The 13604-nt window shown below is 68.4% G+C and carries 13 protein-coding genes; 6 read left to right on the top strand and 7 right to left on the bottom strand.

Annotated features, from left to right (window positions below; all coding sequences use genetic code 11):
* The first annotated feature begins 187 nt into the window (after window positions 1-187).
* The 4 genes from WJ12_RS24220 (at window position 188) to WJ12_RS24205 (ending at window position 4645) form a co-directional block, all read left to right on the top strand.
* The gene (locus WJ12_RS24220; RefSeq protein ID WP_059558452.1) at window positions 188-2035 is read left to right on the top strand and encodes an ExeM/NucH family extracellular endonuclease; all 1848 of its coding nucleotides are present in this window, start codon (window positions 188-190) and stop codon (window positions 2033-2035) included.
* 285 nt (window positions 2036-2320) lie between these two features.
* Entirely contained in the window at window positions 2321-2707 is a 387-nt protein-coding gene (locus WJ12_RS24215; RefSeq protein ID WP_034185686.1) for an ElaB/YgaM/YqjD family protein, read from the top strand.
* A gap of 64 nt (window positions 2708-2771) precedes the next feature.
* Complete coding sequence (locus tag WJ12_RS24210; RefSeq protein ID WP_034185685.1) at window positions 2772-3356, top strand: BPSL1445 family SYLF domain-containing lipoprotein; 585 nt, start codon at window positions 2772-2774, stop codon at window positions 3354-3356.
* 236 nt (window positions 3357-3592) lie between these two features.
* The gene (locus WJ12_RS24205; protein ID WP_034185684.1) at window positions 3593-4645 is read left to right on the top strand and encodes an AI-2E family transporter; all 1053 of its coding nucleotides are present in this window, start codon (window positions 3593-3595) and stop codon (window positions 4643-4645) included.
* A gap of 9 nt (window positions 4646-4654) precedes the next feature.
* On the opposite strand, the gene WJ12_RS24200 is transcribed toward WJ12_RS24205, so the two are convergent.
* From WJ12_RS24200 to WJ12_RS24175, 6 genes are all read right to left on the bottom strand, one after another.
* Entirely contained in the window at window positions 4655-5173 is a 519-nt protein-coding gene (locus WJ12_RS24200) for a hypothetical protein (protein ID WP_034185683.1), read from the bottom strand.
* Between the two features lie 195 nt (window positions 5174-5368).
* Window positions 5369-6385: an NADP-dependent oxidoreductase gene (locus WJ12_RS24195; RefSeq protein WP_034185682.1), complete on the bottom strand. Its 1017-nt coding sequence runs from the start codon at window positions 6383-6385 to the stop codon at window positions 5369-5371.
* 37 nt (window positions 6386-6422) lie between these two features.
* Window positions 6423-7211 (bottom strand): SDR family oxidoreductase, encoded by a 789-nt coding sequence (locus WJ12_RS24190; RefSeq protein WP_059558454.1) that lies wholly within the window; start codon window positions 7209-7211, stop codon window positions 6423-6425.
* A gap of 435 nt (window positions 7212-7646) precedes the next feature.
* The gene (locus WJ12_RS24185; RefSeq protein WP_049028189.1) at window positions 7647-8237 is read right to left on the bottom strand and encodes a phosphatase PAP2 family protein; all 591 of its coding nucleotides are present in this window, start codon (window positions 8235-8237) and stop codon (window positions 7647-7649) included.
* Window positions 8238-8318: 81 nt separating this feature from the next.
* Entirely contained in the window at window positions 8319-9635 is a 1317-nt protein-coding gene (locus WJ12_RS24180) for an Nramp family divalent metal transporter (protein ID WP_049028188.1), read from the bottom strand.
* Window positions 9584-10648 (bottom strand): helix-turn-helix domain-containing protein, encoded by a 1065-nt coding sequence (locus tag WJ12_RS24175; RefSeq protein ID WP_059558457.1) that lies wholly within the window; start codon window positions 10646-10648, stop codon window positions 9584-9586. Before WJ12_RS24175 ends, WJ12_RS24180 begins: the two co-directional genes overlap by 52 nt.
* Before the next feature lie 460 nt (window positions 10649-11108).
* Between WJ12_RS24175 and WJ12_RS24170 the strand changes: the two genes are divergently transcribed.
* Together WJ12_RS24170 and WJ12_RS24165 are read left to right on the top strand one after the other, a co-directional pair.
* Window positions 11109-12032, top strand: a complete 924-nt coding sequence (locus WJ12_RS24170) for a LysR family transcriptional regulator (protein ID WP_034185677.1) — start codon at window positions 11109-11111, stop codon at window positions 12030-12032.
* Between the two features lie 81 nt (window positions 12033-12113).
* Complete coding sequence (locus tag WJ12_RS24165) at window positions 12114-12515, top strand: OsmC family protein (RefSeq protein ID WP_049028162.1); 402 nt, start codon at window positions 12114-12116, stop codon at window positions 12513-12515.
* Between the two features lie 104 nt (window positions 12516-12619).
* Here WJ12_RS24165 and WJ12_RS24160 read toward each other — a convergent pair whose 3' ends face one another.
* Window positions 12620-13501, bottom strand: a complete 882-nt coding sequence (locus WJ12_RS24160) for a Dyp-type peroxidase (RefSeq protein ID WP_049028163.1) — start codon at window positions 13499-13501, stop codon at window positions 12620-12622.
* Between the last annotated feature and the right edge of the window lie 103 nt (window positions 13502-13604).

Here is a 13604-nt window from a genome sequence, read left to right as displayed (position 1 = left end):
CTGTGGGGACGGGGCGCGGCAGCGATCGGCACGCGGCACCCGATGCGAAAGCGTAACAGCCGCGATGCGGCCGGCCGACATCGTTGGCCGATCGGCACTGGCCTGACGGCCAATTCGGCCGCTTCCTGACATTTTGCCTTCAGGATGCAGGCCCGAACTGTCGGATTTTCTTCCCGAGGACCGCCCCATGTCACGCCTGCCGCCGCTGCTTGCCGTTGCGCTGTTGCCCGCCCTCTTCGTCCGCCCGGCCGGGGCCGCGCTGCCGATCAGCGCCGGCTGCGGCGGCGCGACCTCGGCGATTGCCGACCTGCGCCGCGCCGGCGGCCCGTCGCCGGCGGCAGGGCACACGACGTCGATCGAGGCCGTCGTCACGGCGGCGTTCGGCGGGGCCGACGGCCTCGGCGGCTTCTTCGTCCAGCAGGCGGACGCGCGGCGCAAGCGCACGCCGGGCGTCCCGGAAGGCCTGTTCGTGTACGCGCCGAACGCACGCGCGACCGCCGGCGATCTCGTGCATCTCACCGGCCGGGTCGACGATCGATACGGCCGCACGCAATTCACGCTGACGGGCGGCATCGCCGTCTGCGCACGCGGGCAGACGGTCACGCCCGCCACGCTCACGCTGCCGGTCGCCACGCCGGACGTGCTGACCGCGCACGAAAGCATGCTGGTGCGCCTGCCGCAAACGCTGACGGTCAGCGACACGCACGAACTCGGCCGCTACGGCAGCGTCGTGCTCAGCAACGGCCGGCTGCGCATCCCGACCCAGGTCGCGCCGCCCGCCGAGGCCGCGGCGCGCGCGGCGGCCAACGCGCGCAACCGCATCGTGCTCGACGACGGCTCGAACCGCCTCGATCGCACGGCAGTCCGCTATCCGCCACCCGCACTGAGCGCCGCCAACACGCTGCGCGCGGGCTACACGGTGCGCGGCGTCGAAGGCGTGCTCGAGCTGCGCTACGGCGCGTGGCGCCTGCAACCGGCCGCCGGCGCACCGCCGGTGTTCGACGCCGCGACGAATCCGCGTACCGATGCGCCACGCCGGCATCCCGACGCCGACGTGCGCATCGCGTCGTTCAACGTTTTCAACTATTTCAACGGCGACGGCCACGGCGGCGGATTCGGCGCAGCGGCCGATCGCGGCGCAAAATCACCCGCGGCATTCGCGCGGCAGGAAGCAAAGATCGTCGCGGCGTTGCGCGCGCTGGACGCCGACGTGATCGGGCTGATGGAAATCGCGAACAACGGCCACGGCGACACGAGCGCCGTGCGGCGTCTCGCCACGCAACTCGGCGACGGCTGGCGCGCGGTCGATCCCGGTACCGCGCGGCTCGGCGACGATGCGATCGCGGTGGCGCTGCTGTACGACAGCCGCGCGGTCGAACCGGTCGGGCGCGCCGCCACCGTCGCGCTGGGCGGCCGGCACCGGCCGCCGCTCGCGCAGACATTCCGGCGCGTCGGCGGCACACGTGCGTTCACGGTCGTGGTCAATCACCTGAAGTCGAAGAACTGCCCGAACGCGAGCGGCGCCGATCGCGACCAGTCGGACGGCCAGGGCTGCTGGAATGCGGCCCGCACGCGGGCAGCCGTGCGCGTCGCCGACTGGCTCGCCACGTCGCCGACGGGCGCCGCGGCCGACGGCGTGCTGCTGATCGGCGACCTGAACAGCTATGCGAAGGAAGACCCCGTTCGTGCGCTCGAAGCGCGCGGCTATACGAACCTGGTGGCACGCTTCGTCGGTGATACTGCGTACAGCTACGTATTCGGCGGCGAAGCCGGCAGCCTCGATCACGCGCTCGCGACGCCGGGCGTGGCCGCGCGCGTCAGGGCCGTGCACGTCTGGCACATCAACGCCGATGAACCGTTTGCCCTGCAACCGGTGCCCGATTACAAAACGGCCGCGCATCGGTCGTCCTATTACGCACCCGACGCGTATCGGTCATCGGACCACGATCCCATCGTCGTCGACCTCGCACTGGGTAACGGCCCGCGAATGCCGGGCGCAGGCACAAACCCTGCTCGCCCGTACGGCGTCGATTAGTGCATTTGCATCAGCCCATCGCGTGCAATGGCACTATTTACCTGGTACCCCGGGCGACGCCATATTTACCGCACATTCACTTCGTATCGCTTTGAGCTGCACACGTTTCGCCCAATTGAGAATTTTTTTCAATCTTCGCGCGGCCCCGCGTGGCGGGGCTTCCCGGCAATTCCGCCGACGAATTGAAAAATTGTCTCGAAACTCAATCGGGTCAAGTGAATCACATTGGTTGCTGGGATTCGTCTTATCTTCAAATTGGCCTTGAATCGAAGGAGGATAAACATCATGGCGCTCACCGACTCGATCGAACACAAGCTGGACCGCGGCCTCTCCGACATCCGTCGCACCGGCCGGCGCGTGGGACGTACGACACGCTCGGCCGCCCGCGACCTGCACGCGGACGTGACCGACGATCTGCGCGGGCTGGTCGACGAACTGGAAGACCTGTTGAAAAACGATGGCGACGGCGATATCGCCGCCCTGCGCAAGCGCGTGCAATCCAAGCTCGACGAAGCACGCGGCGCGCTCGACTACGCGTCGGGCAGCGCGGCCGCCCGGCTGCGCGAGTCGGCGGAACGCGTGTCGCAGGTCGTGCACGACAACCCGTGGCAAACCGCCGGCGTCGTGGCCGGTCTCGCATTCGTTGCGGGCCTGCTGCTGTCCCGCCGTTGACCGCGGCCAGCCGCCCCGCTGCCCGCACCGCCCATCTTCAATCAGACAACGAAGGAGAACCGCCATGCAGAAGTCTCTCGCCATGAAGGCCGCCGCCGCCGTGATGCTCGGCAGCCTCGCGCTCGCCGGCTGCACGACCACGCCCGACAAACCCGACAGCCCCGCCGCCAGCGCATCGAAGCGCCAGTCGATCGACGCCAGCGTGAACGCCACGCTGTCGCGCCTCTATTCGACGGTGCCGGGTTCGCGTGAGCTCGTCGCGAAATCGCGCGGCACGCTCGTGTTCCCGAACGTGCTGCAGGCCGGTTTCATCGTCGGCGGCCAGTCCGGCAACGGCGCGCTGCGCGTCGGCGGCAGCACCGTCGGCTACTACAACACGTCGTCGCTGTCGGTCGGCCTGCAGGCCGGCGCGCAGTCGAAGGCGATCGTGTTCCTGTTCATGACGCAGGATGCGCTCGACTCGTTCCGCAAGTCCGAAGGCTGGTCGGCCGGCGCCGACGCGTCGGTCGCGGTCGTGAAGGTCGGCGCGAACGGCGCGGTCGACTCCAACACGGCCACCGCACCGGTCGAGGTGCTGGTCCTGACCAACGCGGGCCTGATGGGCGACCTGTCGGTGAACGGCACCAAGGTGACGAAGCTCAACATCTGACGATGCGGCACGCGGCCTCGGGCCGCGCCCGCTTCCCGGCAGCGCCGCGGCCCCGGCCGCGGCGTTTTCGCATGGGTCACACGCAGCCGCTATGATCGCGGGGCCTTTGCGGGCATACTCCCGTTCGGGCCGCCCCGCGCCGCGCTCCGCCGCGAACCCGTGACGTTCGCGAGCCGATCGCGCGCCGGGCCACGCAATTCAATCAAACGAAGCAACAATCTGCGCGAACGCCACCCATGGATAGCGGACACGATCACCAAAAATTCTTCTATTTCCTGCTGGCCGCGGTCACCGTCGGACTCTGCTGGATCCTCGCGCCGTTCTCCGGCGCCGTGTTCTGGGGCACCATTCTCGCGATCCTGTTCCAGCCCGTGCAGCGCTGGCTCGCCGCGCGCTTCGGCAAGCGGCGCAACCTGGCCGCGCTCCTCACGTTGTCGCTGATCATCCTGATCGTGATCCTGCCGCTCGTGTTCGTCGCCGCGACGCTCGTGCAGGAAATCGCGTATGTCTACCAGGAAATCAAGTCGGCGCCGCCGAATTATTCGCAGTACTTCCAGGACATCATTCACGCGCTGCCGTCGTCGATCCAGCACCTGCTGCAGAAATACGGGTTGACCAACATCCCGGGCATCCAGAAGAAGCTGACCGACGGCGCCGCGCAGATCAGCCAGTTCGCGGCCACCCAGGCGCTCAGCATCGGCCAGAACACGTTCCAGTTCATCGTGAGCTTCGGCGTGATGCTGTACATGGTGTTCTTCCTGCTGCGCGACGGCGGCGAGATCGGCCGCCGCGTGCGCCGCGCGCTGCCGCTCGACGACGAGCACAAGAACCTGCTGCTCGCGAAATTCACGACGGTCGTGCGCGCCACCGTGAAGGGCAACATCGCGGTCGCGCTCGTGCAGGGCGCGCTCGGCGGCCTGATCTTCTGGATCCTCGGCATCGAGGGCGTCGTGCTGTGGGGCGCGCTGATGGCGTTCCTGTCGCTGCTGCCCGCGATCGGCGCGGGCCTCGTATGGGTGCCGGCGGCGCTCTACTTCCTGATGATCGGCGCGGTCTGGAAATGCGTGATCCTCGTCGCGTTCTGCGTCGGCGTGATCGGCCTCGTCGACAACCTGCTGCGCCCGATCCTCGTCGGCAAGGACACGAAGATGCCCGACTGGGTCGTGCTGATCTCGACGCTCGGCGGGATGGCGCTGTTCGGCATCAACGGGTTCGTGATCGGGCCGCTCGTGGCGGCGCTGTTCATGGCGAGCTGGGACATCTATGCACGCTCGGAACAGGGCGAGTGACGCGCGCCGTCAAGGATGACGGATGTTGATGACGACGGGCGCCACGGCGCCCGTTTCGTCATCCGCCGCAACCGTCATCACACCGCCGTACGGGCCGACGCGATACGCGCGCCCCGATACCAGCGGCACGCTTCGATCGTCGCGCGCATCGCGCCACGTGGCGCGTACCCCCGAACCGGCATCCGGCTCGAACGGCGTGCCATCGGCCGCGGCCAGCGTCACCTGCGCGCCCGGCAAGCGCCGGCCGTGCGCTTCGAACCGCAGTGTCGCCACCGCGCTGCCGGTCATCTCCCGCCCTTCGACGAACGCGCCGGACGGCGCATCGAGCGTCACGTCGTAGAGATCGACGAGGGCGCCCGTGAAATGCACGACGCCGTCCGACGTCGCCTGCCCGTTTGCCATCGCACTCGACATGGCCAGCGCGACACCGAGCCCGACAGCGATCCGCTGCACGCCACCCGTACGCGACGCCGTTCGATTGCGCACCGCGCCCGATGCCGATGCCCCCCGTTTCGCGTCGTTTCGCATGTTCCCTCTCCCCTTTCGCGTGACCCAAAAAAAGGCGGCGTGACGCGTCGGTCACGCCGCCTGTCTGCTGGCAATCACTTTAGGGAGAGCGGCCGGGACAATATATGGGACAAGTCCTAAAATGCGGCCCGGTTAATCGAACTCACTGTAGTCGGCACCGGTCGCCGGCAACCGGCGACCCGCCTCTCCGCCTCGTCACGCATCCGGATCGACGCGCAGCACGAGCTTGCCGCGATGGTCGCCGTCGAACAGGCGATTGAGCACGTCGGGCGCATTCTCGAGACCATCCGCCACGGTTTCCTCGGCCTTGAGCCGGCCGTCGCGCAGCCAGCCGGCAAGCGTCTGCACGGCTTCGCGGCTCTTGCGGTAGTCCAGGATCAGGAAGCCGCGCATCGTCAACCGCTTCGAGATCAGCACGCCGACGTCGTCGGCCGCGCGGCCGCTGTTGTAGTTCGAGATCACGCCGCACAGCGCGACGCGCCCGCCGATCACCATTCGCGACAGCACCGCGCGCATCACCTCGCCGCCGACGTTCTCGAAGTTCACGTGCACGCCGTCCGGCGTCGCCGCCTTCAGTTGCTGACGGAAATCGTCGGCCTTGTAGTCGACGGCCGCGTCGAAGCCGAGCGTCTCGGTCAGATAGCGGCACTTGTCCGCGCCGCCCGCGATGCCGACCACGCGCGCGCCGTGGATCTTGCCGATCTGCCCGGCGATCGAGCCGACCGATCCGGCCGCCGCCGACACGACGAGCGTCTCGCCCGGCTGCACCGGCGCGATGTCGGTCAGCCCGTAGTACGCGGTCAGCCCGCTCATCCCGCACGCGCCGAGCAGCGTCGGCAGCGGCAGGCCCGACTGCGCGGGCAGCTTCACGAGCTGCGCGGCCTGGTCGGCCGGCACGACCGCATAGTCCTGCCAGCCGACGAGCCCCTGCACGAGATCGCCGGGCGCGAACCCCGCATGACGCGACGCGACCACGCGCCCGATGCCGAGCGCGCGCATCACCTCGCCGATCGCGACAGGCGGCAGGTACTGCGGCACGTCGCTCATCCACACGCGGTTGGTCGGGTCCATCGACAGGTACAGCACGCGCACGAGCACCTCGCCGTCCGCGAGCGCCGGCACCGGCGTCTCGACGAGCGAAAAATGTTCGCGGCCGACGCGCCCCTCGGGGCGCGTCTTCAGCAGCAGTTGGCGGTTCACGGGTGTCGACACGATGTTCTCCTCCAGTCGTTGTGGTTCGGGATGCGCGTCAGACCGCGCACATGCCGCCGTCGATCACGAGTTCGGCGGCCGTCACGAAGCGGCTCTCGTCGGAGGCGAGATACACCGCCGCGTGCGCGACGTCGTCCGGCTCGCCGAGCCGGCGCAGCGGAATGCCGCGCGCGAGCTTGCGCGTCGCGTCGCGTTCGCCGAGCGACTGGAACAGCGGCTCGACGATCCCCGTGCGGATGAACGCCGGGTGAATGGAATTGCAGCGCACGTCGATTTCGCGGCGCGCGCAGTCGATCGCGACCGACTTCGTCAGCGACGCGACCGCCGCCTTCGACGCGTTGTACGCGGTGAAATCCGGTTCGACCTTGAACGCGGCGACCGACGAGATGTTGATGATCGACGCGGGATGGCTCTCGGCCAGATACGACAGCGCATGCTTGCAGCCGAGCACGATGCTCTCGACGTTGATCGCCATCACGCGCCGCCATTCGTCCAGCTCGATCTGCGCGGGCGAACCGATCGAGCCGACGCCCGCGTTGTTGACGAGCACCGACAACCCGCCCATCGCATCGACCGCCTGCGCCAGCAGCGCCTGCCAGCGCGCTTCGTCGCGCACGTCCTGCGTCGCGGCGAACGCGACCGGCATGGCGTGGCCCGCGTTGAGTTCCTGCGCGAACGCATCGAGCACCGCCGCCTCGGCGATGTCGGTCACGAACACGCGCGCGCCCTGCTCGACCATCCGGCGCGCGATCGCGCGGCCGAGGCCGCCAGCGGCGCCGGTAATGTATGCGCACTTGCCTGCGAGGCGCGATGAAACGGCTGTCATGTGACGGGCTCCTGTCGTGGTTCGTCGTCGCGGAACGCTGCCGCGACGGGTTTTTCCGTGCCTATCCCGGCCGACACGGGCCGGTCGACCGTGCGCGGTCGTGACGACGCACCGCACGGTTTCCGCGAGTATATCGAGATGATCGTGACGCGCACCGGTCAGTCCGGCGGCCTGCCCCGGTTGAACGTCAGCCAGCGTACGCGAATGCCGCCAATCGATGAAATGAATATTCGTTATACCCGGTCATAGGCACCGTTCATGACCTTCGCGCCCCTGCGCCAACGCGCGAGCCGATACGGACGATCCGGCGGGCCGGCCGATGCGCCGATTCGGGGAATGGCAAGGGTGACGTTCCGCGACGCGGGACGCGCAATGGCGCTCGGGACAATCGATCGGGGAACCGCCGGACGAACGCCGGCGGGAAACGGCCAGCCGTCAGAATCCGTCGCCCGACGGCGCGCGCACGAACGCGCAGAGCTGCGGCGAATGCATGTCGATCATCTGCTGGAACGGCGCGCGATGCCCGTACGCGATGCCCGACACGAGCAGCAGGCAAACCGCCGCGATGCGCGGCGAGAACGCGCGCTGCCGCGCGCCGTCGTAGCCGCGCAGGAACACCAGCGCGACCAGCGCGCCGAGCAGCCAGCCGACGACGACTTCAGGCAGCGTGTGCGAGTGGTCGAACACACGCGCGACGGCCGTGATCGCGCCGACAGCCAGCCCGGCCGCGATGCCAGGCGCCTTGCCGGGCCGGAACGCCTGCCACAGCATCGACAACGCGACCGTCCACACGGACGTCGACAGCATCGTATGGCCGCTGATCACGCGGAAATCGAATTGCGGCAGCTCGATGCCGCACCCGGCATACAGGATCTTCGTCGCGCCGACGACGCCCATGCCGGCGGCGAGCAGCATGCCCCAGCGGGCGGCGAGGCGCCAGTCGGCCATCGCCAGCCAGGCCGCGCAGGTCAGCGCGATCGGCAAGGTCAGCGCGGCGTCGCCGATGTTGCTGATTTCACTCCACATAACGGACTTCGGACAACGATGGAAAGGCCGCAGTTTACCGCATGCGCGCCGCGCGGCTGTGTCAGCCTGTGACAGGCTGTATCAGCCCGCGACACCGGTAATCAACAACAGGTTCGTGCCGGTGATGACGACGAACAGCGCCCACGCGGCGACCTGCATCCCGCGGCCGATCGTGTGCTCGCCCATCGTGTCGCGGTCGCTGACCGAGCGGATCAGCGGCCACATCGCGAACGGCAGCTGCAGGCTCAGCAGCACCTGGCTCCACACGAGCAGTTGCCCGACCGACCCGTCGCCGAGCCACAGCACGCCGATCAGCGCCGGCACGAGCGCGAGCCCGCGCGTGATCAGCCGGCGCTGGTAGCACGGGATCTTCGTATGCAGGAAGCCGTCCATGATCACCTGGCCGGCGATCGTGCCGGTCAGCGTCGAGCTTTGCCCCGACGCGAGCAGCGCGATGCCGAACAGCAACGCGGCCGCGCCGCCCGCGATCGGCGTAATCAGCTTGTAGGCCTGCTCGATGTCGGTCACGTTGTGCAGGCCGGTCGCGTGGAACGCCGCACCGGCGACGATCAGGATCGCCGCATTGACGAGCATCGCGACGAACAGCGACACGCAGGTATCGATGCGCACGAGCGCGAGCGTGTCGCGAATCATGCCGCGTGCGCCGCCGACGACATGCCGCGTCTGCACGACCGACGAATGCAGGTACAGGTTGTGCGGCATGATCGTCGCGCCGACGATGCCGAGCGCGAGCACGATCGCGTCCTTGCGGTCATGGCCCGGATCGCCCGGCACGAGCCCGCCGACCACCGCATGCCAGTCGGGCGGCGTGATCGCGACCTGCGCGACGAAGCAGAACGCCATCGTCGCGATCAGCCCGAGCACGATCGCCTCGATCTGCCGGAAGCCCTTGCCCTGCAGGCCGAGCACGATCACCGTGTCGAGCGCGGTCAGCACGACGCCCCACGCGAGCGGCACGCCGAGCAGCAGCTTGAACGCCAGCGCGCAGCCGAGCACTTCCGCGATGTCGCACGCGATGATCGATATTTCGGCGGTGATCCACTGCACGATGCGGCCGAACCGGCCGTAGCGTTCGTAGCTGGCCTGCGCGAGATCCTTGCCCGCGACGAGGCCGAGCCGCGCCGCGAGCATCTGCAGGAAGATCGCCGCGAGGCTCGAGAACGCGACGACCCACAGCAACGAATAGCCGAACTGCGAGCCGGCCTGGATGTCGGTCGCCCAGTTGCCGGGATCCATGTAGCCGATCGCGACGAGCAGGCCGGGGCCGAAAAAGCGCTTGAGCTTCTGCCAGCGCGGCGCGCCGGCGTCGATCGTGATGCTGCCCTTTACTTCCGACGGGCAGAAAGGGGCGGTGGCGGTAGTGGGGAGGAAGGGCATGGAAACCGGGAATCGAGATCGCGACAGGGCGATTTTACGGGTATCCGTCCCGTTTTCTCGTGCGCGTCGATACACGCGTCCCAACTCGCCCCGTCGCCGGCGCGGTACGCGGCGCCGGAACCCTCGTCCGCCTCGGTCGACATGGTGCCGCGATTCAGCAGCCGGTCCCGCTCGGCGACGCGAAATTCGGTCGGCGAGATCAGCAGGCGCTGCCGAAACAGCTTCGCGAGCCGCTCGCCGCTGCCGAACCCGGTGCGCCGCGCGACCTTGTCGGCCGGCAGCGTCGTGTGGATCAGCATGTGGCACGCACGCTCGAGCCGCACGTGCTGAACGAACTCGGTCGGCGTCACGCCGATCTCCTTCTTGAAGCGCCGCAGGAAATTGCGCTCGCTCATCGCGGCGACCCGCGCGGCGTTCGCGATCGACACGCGGTTCACGCTCTGCGCGCGCAGCCGCTGCGCCGACATCCGGATCGGCGGGCTCGCGCTCAGTTCGCGAAACGCCCACATCGACTGCGCGTAGCGCTGCTCGACCGGCCGCATCATGTTGCTGGCGATCTCCTGCGCGGCGCTGTCGCCGAGGTCGACGCGGAACATGTCGAGCGCGGCGGCGAACACGTCGGTCTCGCCGGCCTGCAACTCGACCGTCGTCGCGCCACGACGCGCGCCCCGGCCCGGCCGCACGTCGATCGTCGCCGACGGCCGCCGCGTGGCCGCGAGCGCGGGCAGGTCCATCGCATCGACGATCCAGCGCGCATGCCGTCGAATGTCGGTCAGGCGCCGCTGCAACGCGTCGTTCCAGTTGACGGCCGCGCGCTCGCCGTGAAGATGAAAGAACGCGAGTGCGCGACGGCCATGCTCGTCACCGAGCGGCTCGGCCGCGATTCTCACGCCGGACGACGACTGCAACAGTCCCCCGCTTTCGGATACGTACTTCAGTTGGTAATCCGCACTGTACGCATGCAGGCGATTCGCCAGGTTGAAGGCCTCGCCAAGACGCGCGGCCTGGGCCAACGAAAACCCCGTACTCAAATAGATAACGACCCACCGCTGATCTGCTGCATTCACTGGCCAAGCCCCCGACTTGTTCGACTTCTTCTAATACCGTCGAACTGTCAGGCTTATATTTGGTTTGAATGCGTGCGACAGGACGGCTATCCCGAAATATGAAGCGACGGCATCTTAGCCGAACGGGTAGCGCCTTTGGCACGAAATGGCCGACGTGGACAGCATGATGGCGGATTACTACAGGCTCTCATGTATTGCCGGTATGCCCATGCAGAATCACGCAAGCGAGGCACGCATCGTGGCGTGCCGCACTGCGGGCGAAGCCGCACGCGCGTACCGGTCCGAACGGCATCGATACGCATCGAACGTGTTCGATCGGCACGCACGTCACGCACCACACGCGGCGCATCCGTTGCCTGCGCATCCCTTAGAATCGATCCACCGTTCACCACCCCCACCGCGCGCCGTGCCTGCCGATCATCGCCTCGACCTGAACCTGTTTCGCGTGCTCGACGCCGTGTACGTATACGGCGGCATCGGCGCGGCCGCCCGCGCGCTGCATCTCACGCAGCCGGCCGTCACGCACGCGCTCAACCGGCTGCGCGCGCATTTCGACGATCCGCTGTTCGTGCGCCAGGGCAATCGCGTCGTGCCGACCGAACGCACGCGCGCGATCATCGCGGACGTGCAACTGCATCTGAAGGGCCTGCAACGCACCGTGCGCGATCCGTCGGCCTTCGATCCCGCGACGCTCGACCTGAGCATCGCCGTCGGCATTCGAGACGTGCTGGAATCCATTGCGTTGCCGCGGATCGTCGCGGCATTCGCCGACGAAGCGCCGGGCCTGCGACTCGTGAGCCGCCGTGTCGCGGTGGCCGACATCGAGCGCGAACTCGCGTCGGGCAATACCGACCTCGTCGTCGATCGTCGCGTGCAGACGGGCCCGCGCATCGCCACCGAACACCTGCTCGACGATTCGCTCGTCGTCGCGCTGCGCCGCGATCATCCGCTGGCGGGCGACCCGCTGCGGCGCAGCGACTATTTCGCGGCCCGACATATCGCGGTGTCGTCGCTCGGCGAACCGCAATCGCTCGACGTGCTGCTCGGCAACGACGGGCGCTTCCGCGATATCCGCCTCACCTGCCAGCACTATTTCGCCGCGTGCCAGATCGCCGCGACGGGCGACCTGCTGGTCACGCTGCCGCATACGTATGCGCTGCGGATGGCCGCACTGCTGCCGATCGTCGTGCGGCCGCTGCCGTTGCGGCTCAAGCCGTTTCCGCTGCTCGCGTACTGGCATGAATCGCGCGACACCGATCGCGCGCACCAGTGGGTACGCGAACGCATCGCCGCACTCGTGCGCAGCAGCGCCGGCGCCGCCAACGCATAGCCCAGGCCGGGACGGTATGCTGACGGCTGCGCGCCGTCACGCGGCGCCCGCCTTTTACTTCCCGCTTACCGGAGACTTGCCATGTCGCTCATCCATGCCGCCGCCGTGCTCGACGCGGACGCACCCGACTACGTCGTCCAGCTGCAGGCCGGCACGCACGCGCTGACCGGCGACGAAGCGCCGCGCGAAGGCGGCCAGGATCGCGGGCCGGCGCCGTACGAGTTCGTCCTGGCCGGTCTCGCGCAATGCACGGCCGCGACGCTGCGCATGTACATGCAGCGCAAGACGTGGCCGGCCGTGCGCATCGCCGTGCGCACCGAGCTGCATGCCGATCGCGAAGGCGTGCAGTACGTGCGGCGCGTCGTGACGCTCGACGGCCCGCTCGACGACGCGCAACGCCAGCGTCTCGCGGAAATCTGCGAGAAGACGCCGGTGACGCAGTTCATCAAGCGCGGCACGCGGATCGAAACGACGTTGAACTGATGCACGCGGCGAGCGACACGCGACACGCGATCGCCGCCCGACATGCAAAACGGGCGGGCCGCGCATGATGCGCGACCCGCCCGTTCATCGATACCGCCGCGCGCTTACAGTCCGAGCGCGGACAGGTCCAGCTTGCCGCCCTTCATCGGCGGACACCAGAAATACGCGCCCGTCAGCGGCCGCGTGAAGCGGAACAGGCCGTCGACGATCCCGTCGTCCGCGCCGCTCATCCGCCGCATCTGCACGTCGAACGCGCGGAACGAGCAGCCGAACGCGACGAAGTAGAGGCCCGCGCGACGCGCGTCCGACCACGGCGAAGAACGGCGCAGCATGAACGCCTCGGGCTCGAAGCTTTCCTGCGCGGTGCGCTTCACGTGCGCGAACTCGGGTGCGTCGTCGAGCTCCTCGTTGTCCGAGCGGCGGCGCCCGACGATGTTGTCCATGTCGCCCGACGGAATGCGCTCCATCTGGTCGAAGTCGTGCAGCCATTGCTGCACCGCGACGAAGCTCGCACCGTCGAGCCCCGCCCCCTGCCCCGTGACGATCGCCGCGGCCACCGCGTCGTCGCCTTCCGGGTTCTCGGTGCCGTCCTCGTAACCGGACAGGTCGCGGTCGTTCGAATAGCGGAAACCGTCGACGGCATCCTGCAGCGCAAATGCCGGCGCGAGCGCGCGCTCGATCGCCCGCGCACGCAGCACGATCTCGCCGCGGTCGTCGGCGCGCAGCCAGACCCATACGTCGGCCGGCGTGGCCGGCAGCGTGCGATCCTTCACGGCGAACGCAGGAAAGTCGGTCAGGCCCGGCACCGGACGCCCGAGGTGAGCGGCCAGCGACTGTCCGAAACCGACGACCGTGTCGCGTCCGTCGACGATCTCGCGCAGCGCGGCCAGTGCCGCCGCCACGTTGCCGTCATTCGAAATCGTGAAAGTGAGGTACCGGGCTGCCGTGTCGATCGGAGCCAGGATGCCTTGCTGAACGTCGCTCATCGTTTCCTCAGGAGTGTATCGGGGGTGAATCTACAAGGGTCGCACCATCGTGCGCCGTGGACGCCGAAGTGTAATCGATGCCCCTGCCGGCCCCTGCGCTGCC

Source organism: Burkholderia seminalis (genome assembly GCF_001718535.1).
GTDB classification, from domain to species: domain Bacteria; phylum Pseudomonadota; class Gammaproteobacteria; order Burkholderiales; family Burkholderiaceae; genus Burkholderia; species Burkholderia seminalis.
This window is presented reverse-complemented; position numbering and strand designations above follow the sequence as displayed.

What these genes read in the sequence shown, in the direction of transcription:
- WJ12_RS24165 (WP_049028162.1), top strand. Translation starts at nt 12,114, where the DNA reads ATGTCGCTCATCCATGCCGCCGCCGTGCTCGACGCGGACGCACCCGAC.
- WJ12_RS24200 (WP_034185683.1), bottom strand. Translation starts at nt 5,173, where the DNA reads ATGCGAAACGACGCGAAACGGGGGGCATCGGCATCGGGCGCGGTGCGC.
- WJ12_RS24185 (WP_049028189.1), bottom strand. Translation starts at nt 8,237, where the DNA reads ATGTGGAGTGAAATCAGCAACATCGGCGACGCCGCGCTGACCTTGCCG.
- WJ12_RS24205 (WP_034185684.1), top strand. Translation starts at nt 3,593, where the DNA reads ATGGATAGCGGACACGATCACCAAAAATTCTTCTATTTCCTGCTGGCC.
- WJ12_RS24215 (WP_034185686.1), top strand. Translation starts at nt 2,321, where the DNA reads ATGGCGCTCACCGACTCGATCGAACACAAGCTGGACCGCGGCCTCTCC.
- WJ12_RS24220 (WP_059558452.1), top strand. Translation starts at nt 188, where the DNA reads ATGTCACGCCTGCCGCCGCTGCTTGCCGTTGCGCTGTTGCCCGCCCTC.
- WJ12_RS24210 (WP_034185685.1), top strand. Translation starts at nt 2,772, where the DNA reads ATGCAGAAGTCTCTCGCCATGAAGGCCGCCGCCGCCGTGATGCTCGGC.
- WJ12_RS24190 (WP_059558454.1), bottom strand. Translation starts at nt 7,211, where the DNA reads ATGACAGCCGTTTCATCGCGCCTCGCAGGCAAGTGCGCATACATTACC.
- WJ12_RS24160 (WP_049028163.1), bottom strand. Translation starts at nt 13,501, where the DNA reads ATGAGCGACGTTCAGCAAGGCATCCTGGCTCCGATCGACACGGCAGCC.
- WJ12_RS24180 (WP_049028188.1), bottom strand. Translation starts at nt 9,635, where the DNA reads ATGCCCTTCCTCCCCACTACCGCCACCGCCCCTTTCTGCCCGTCGGAA.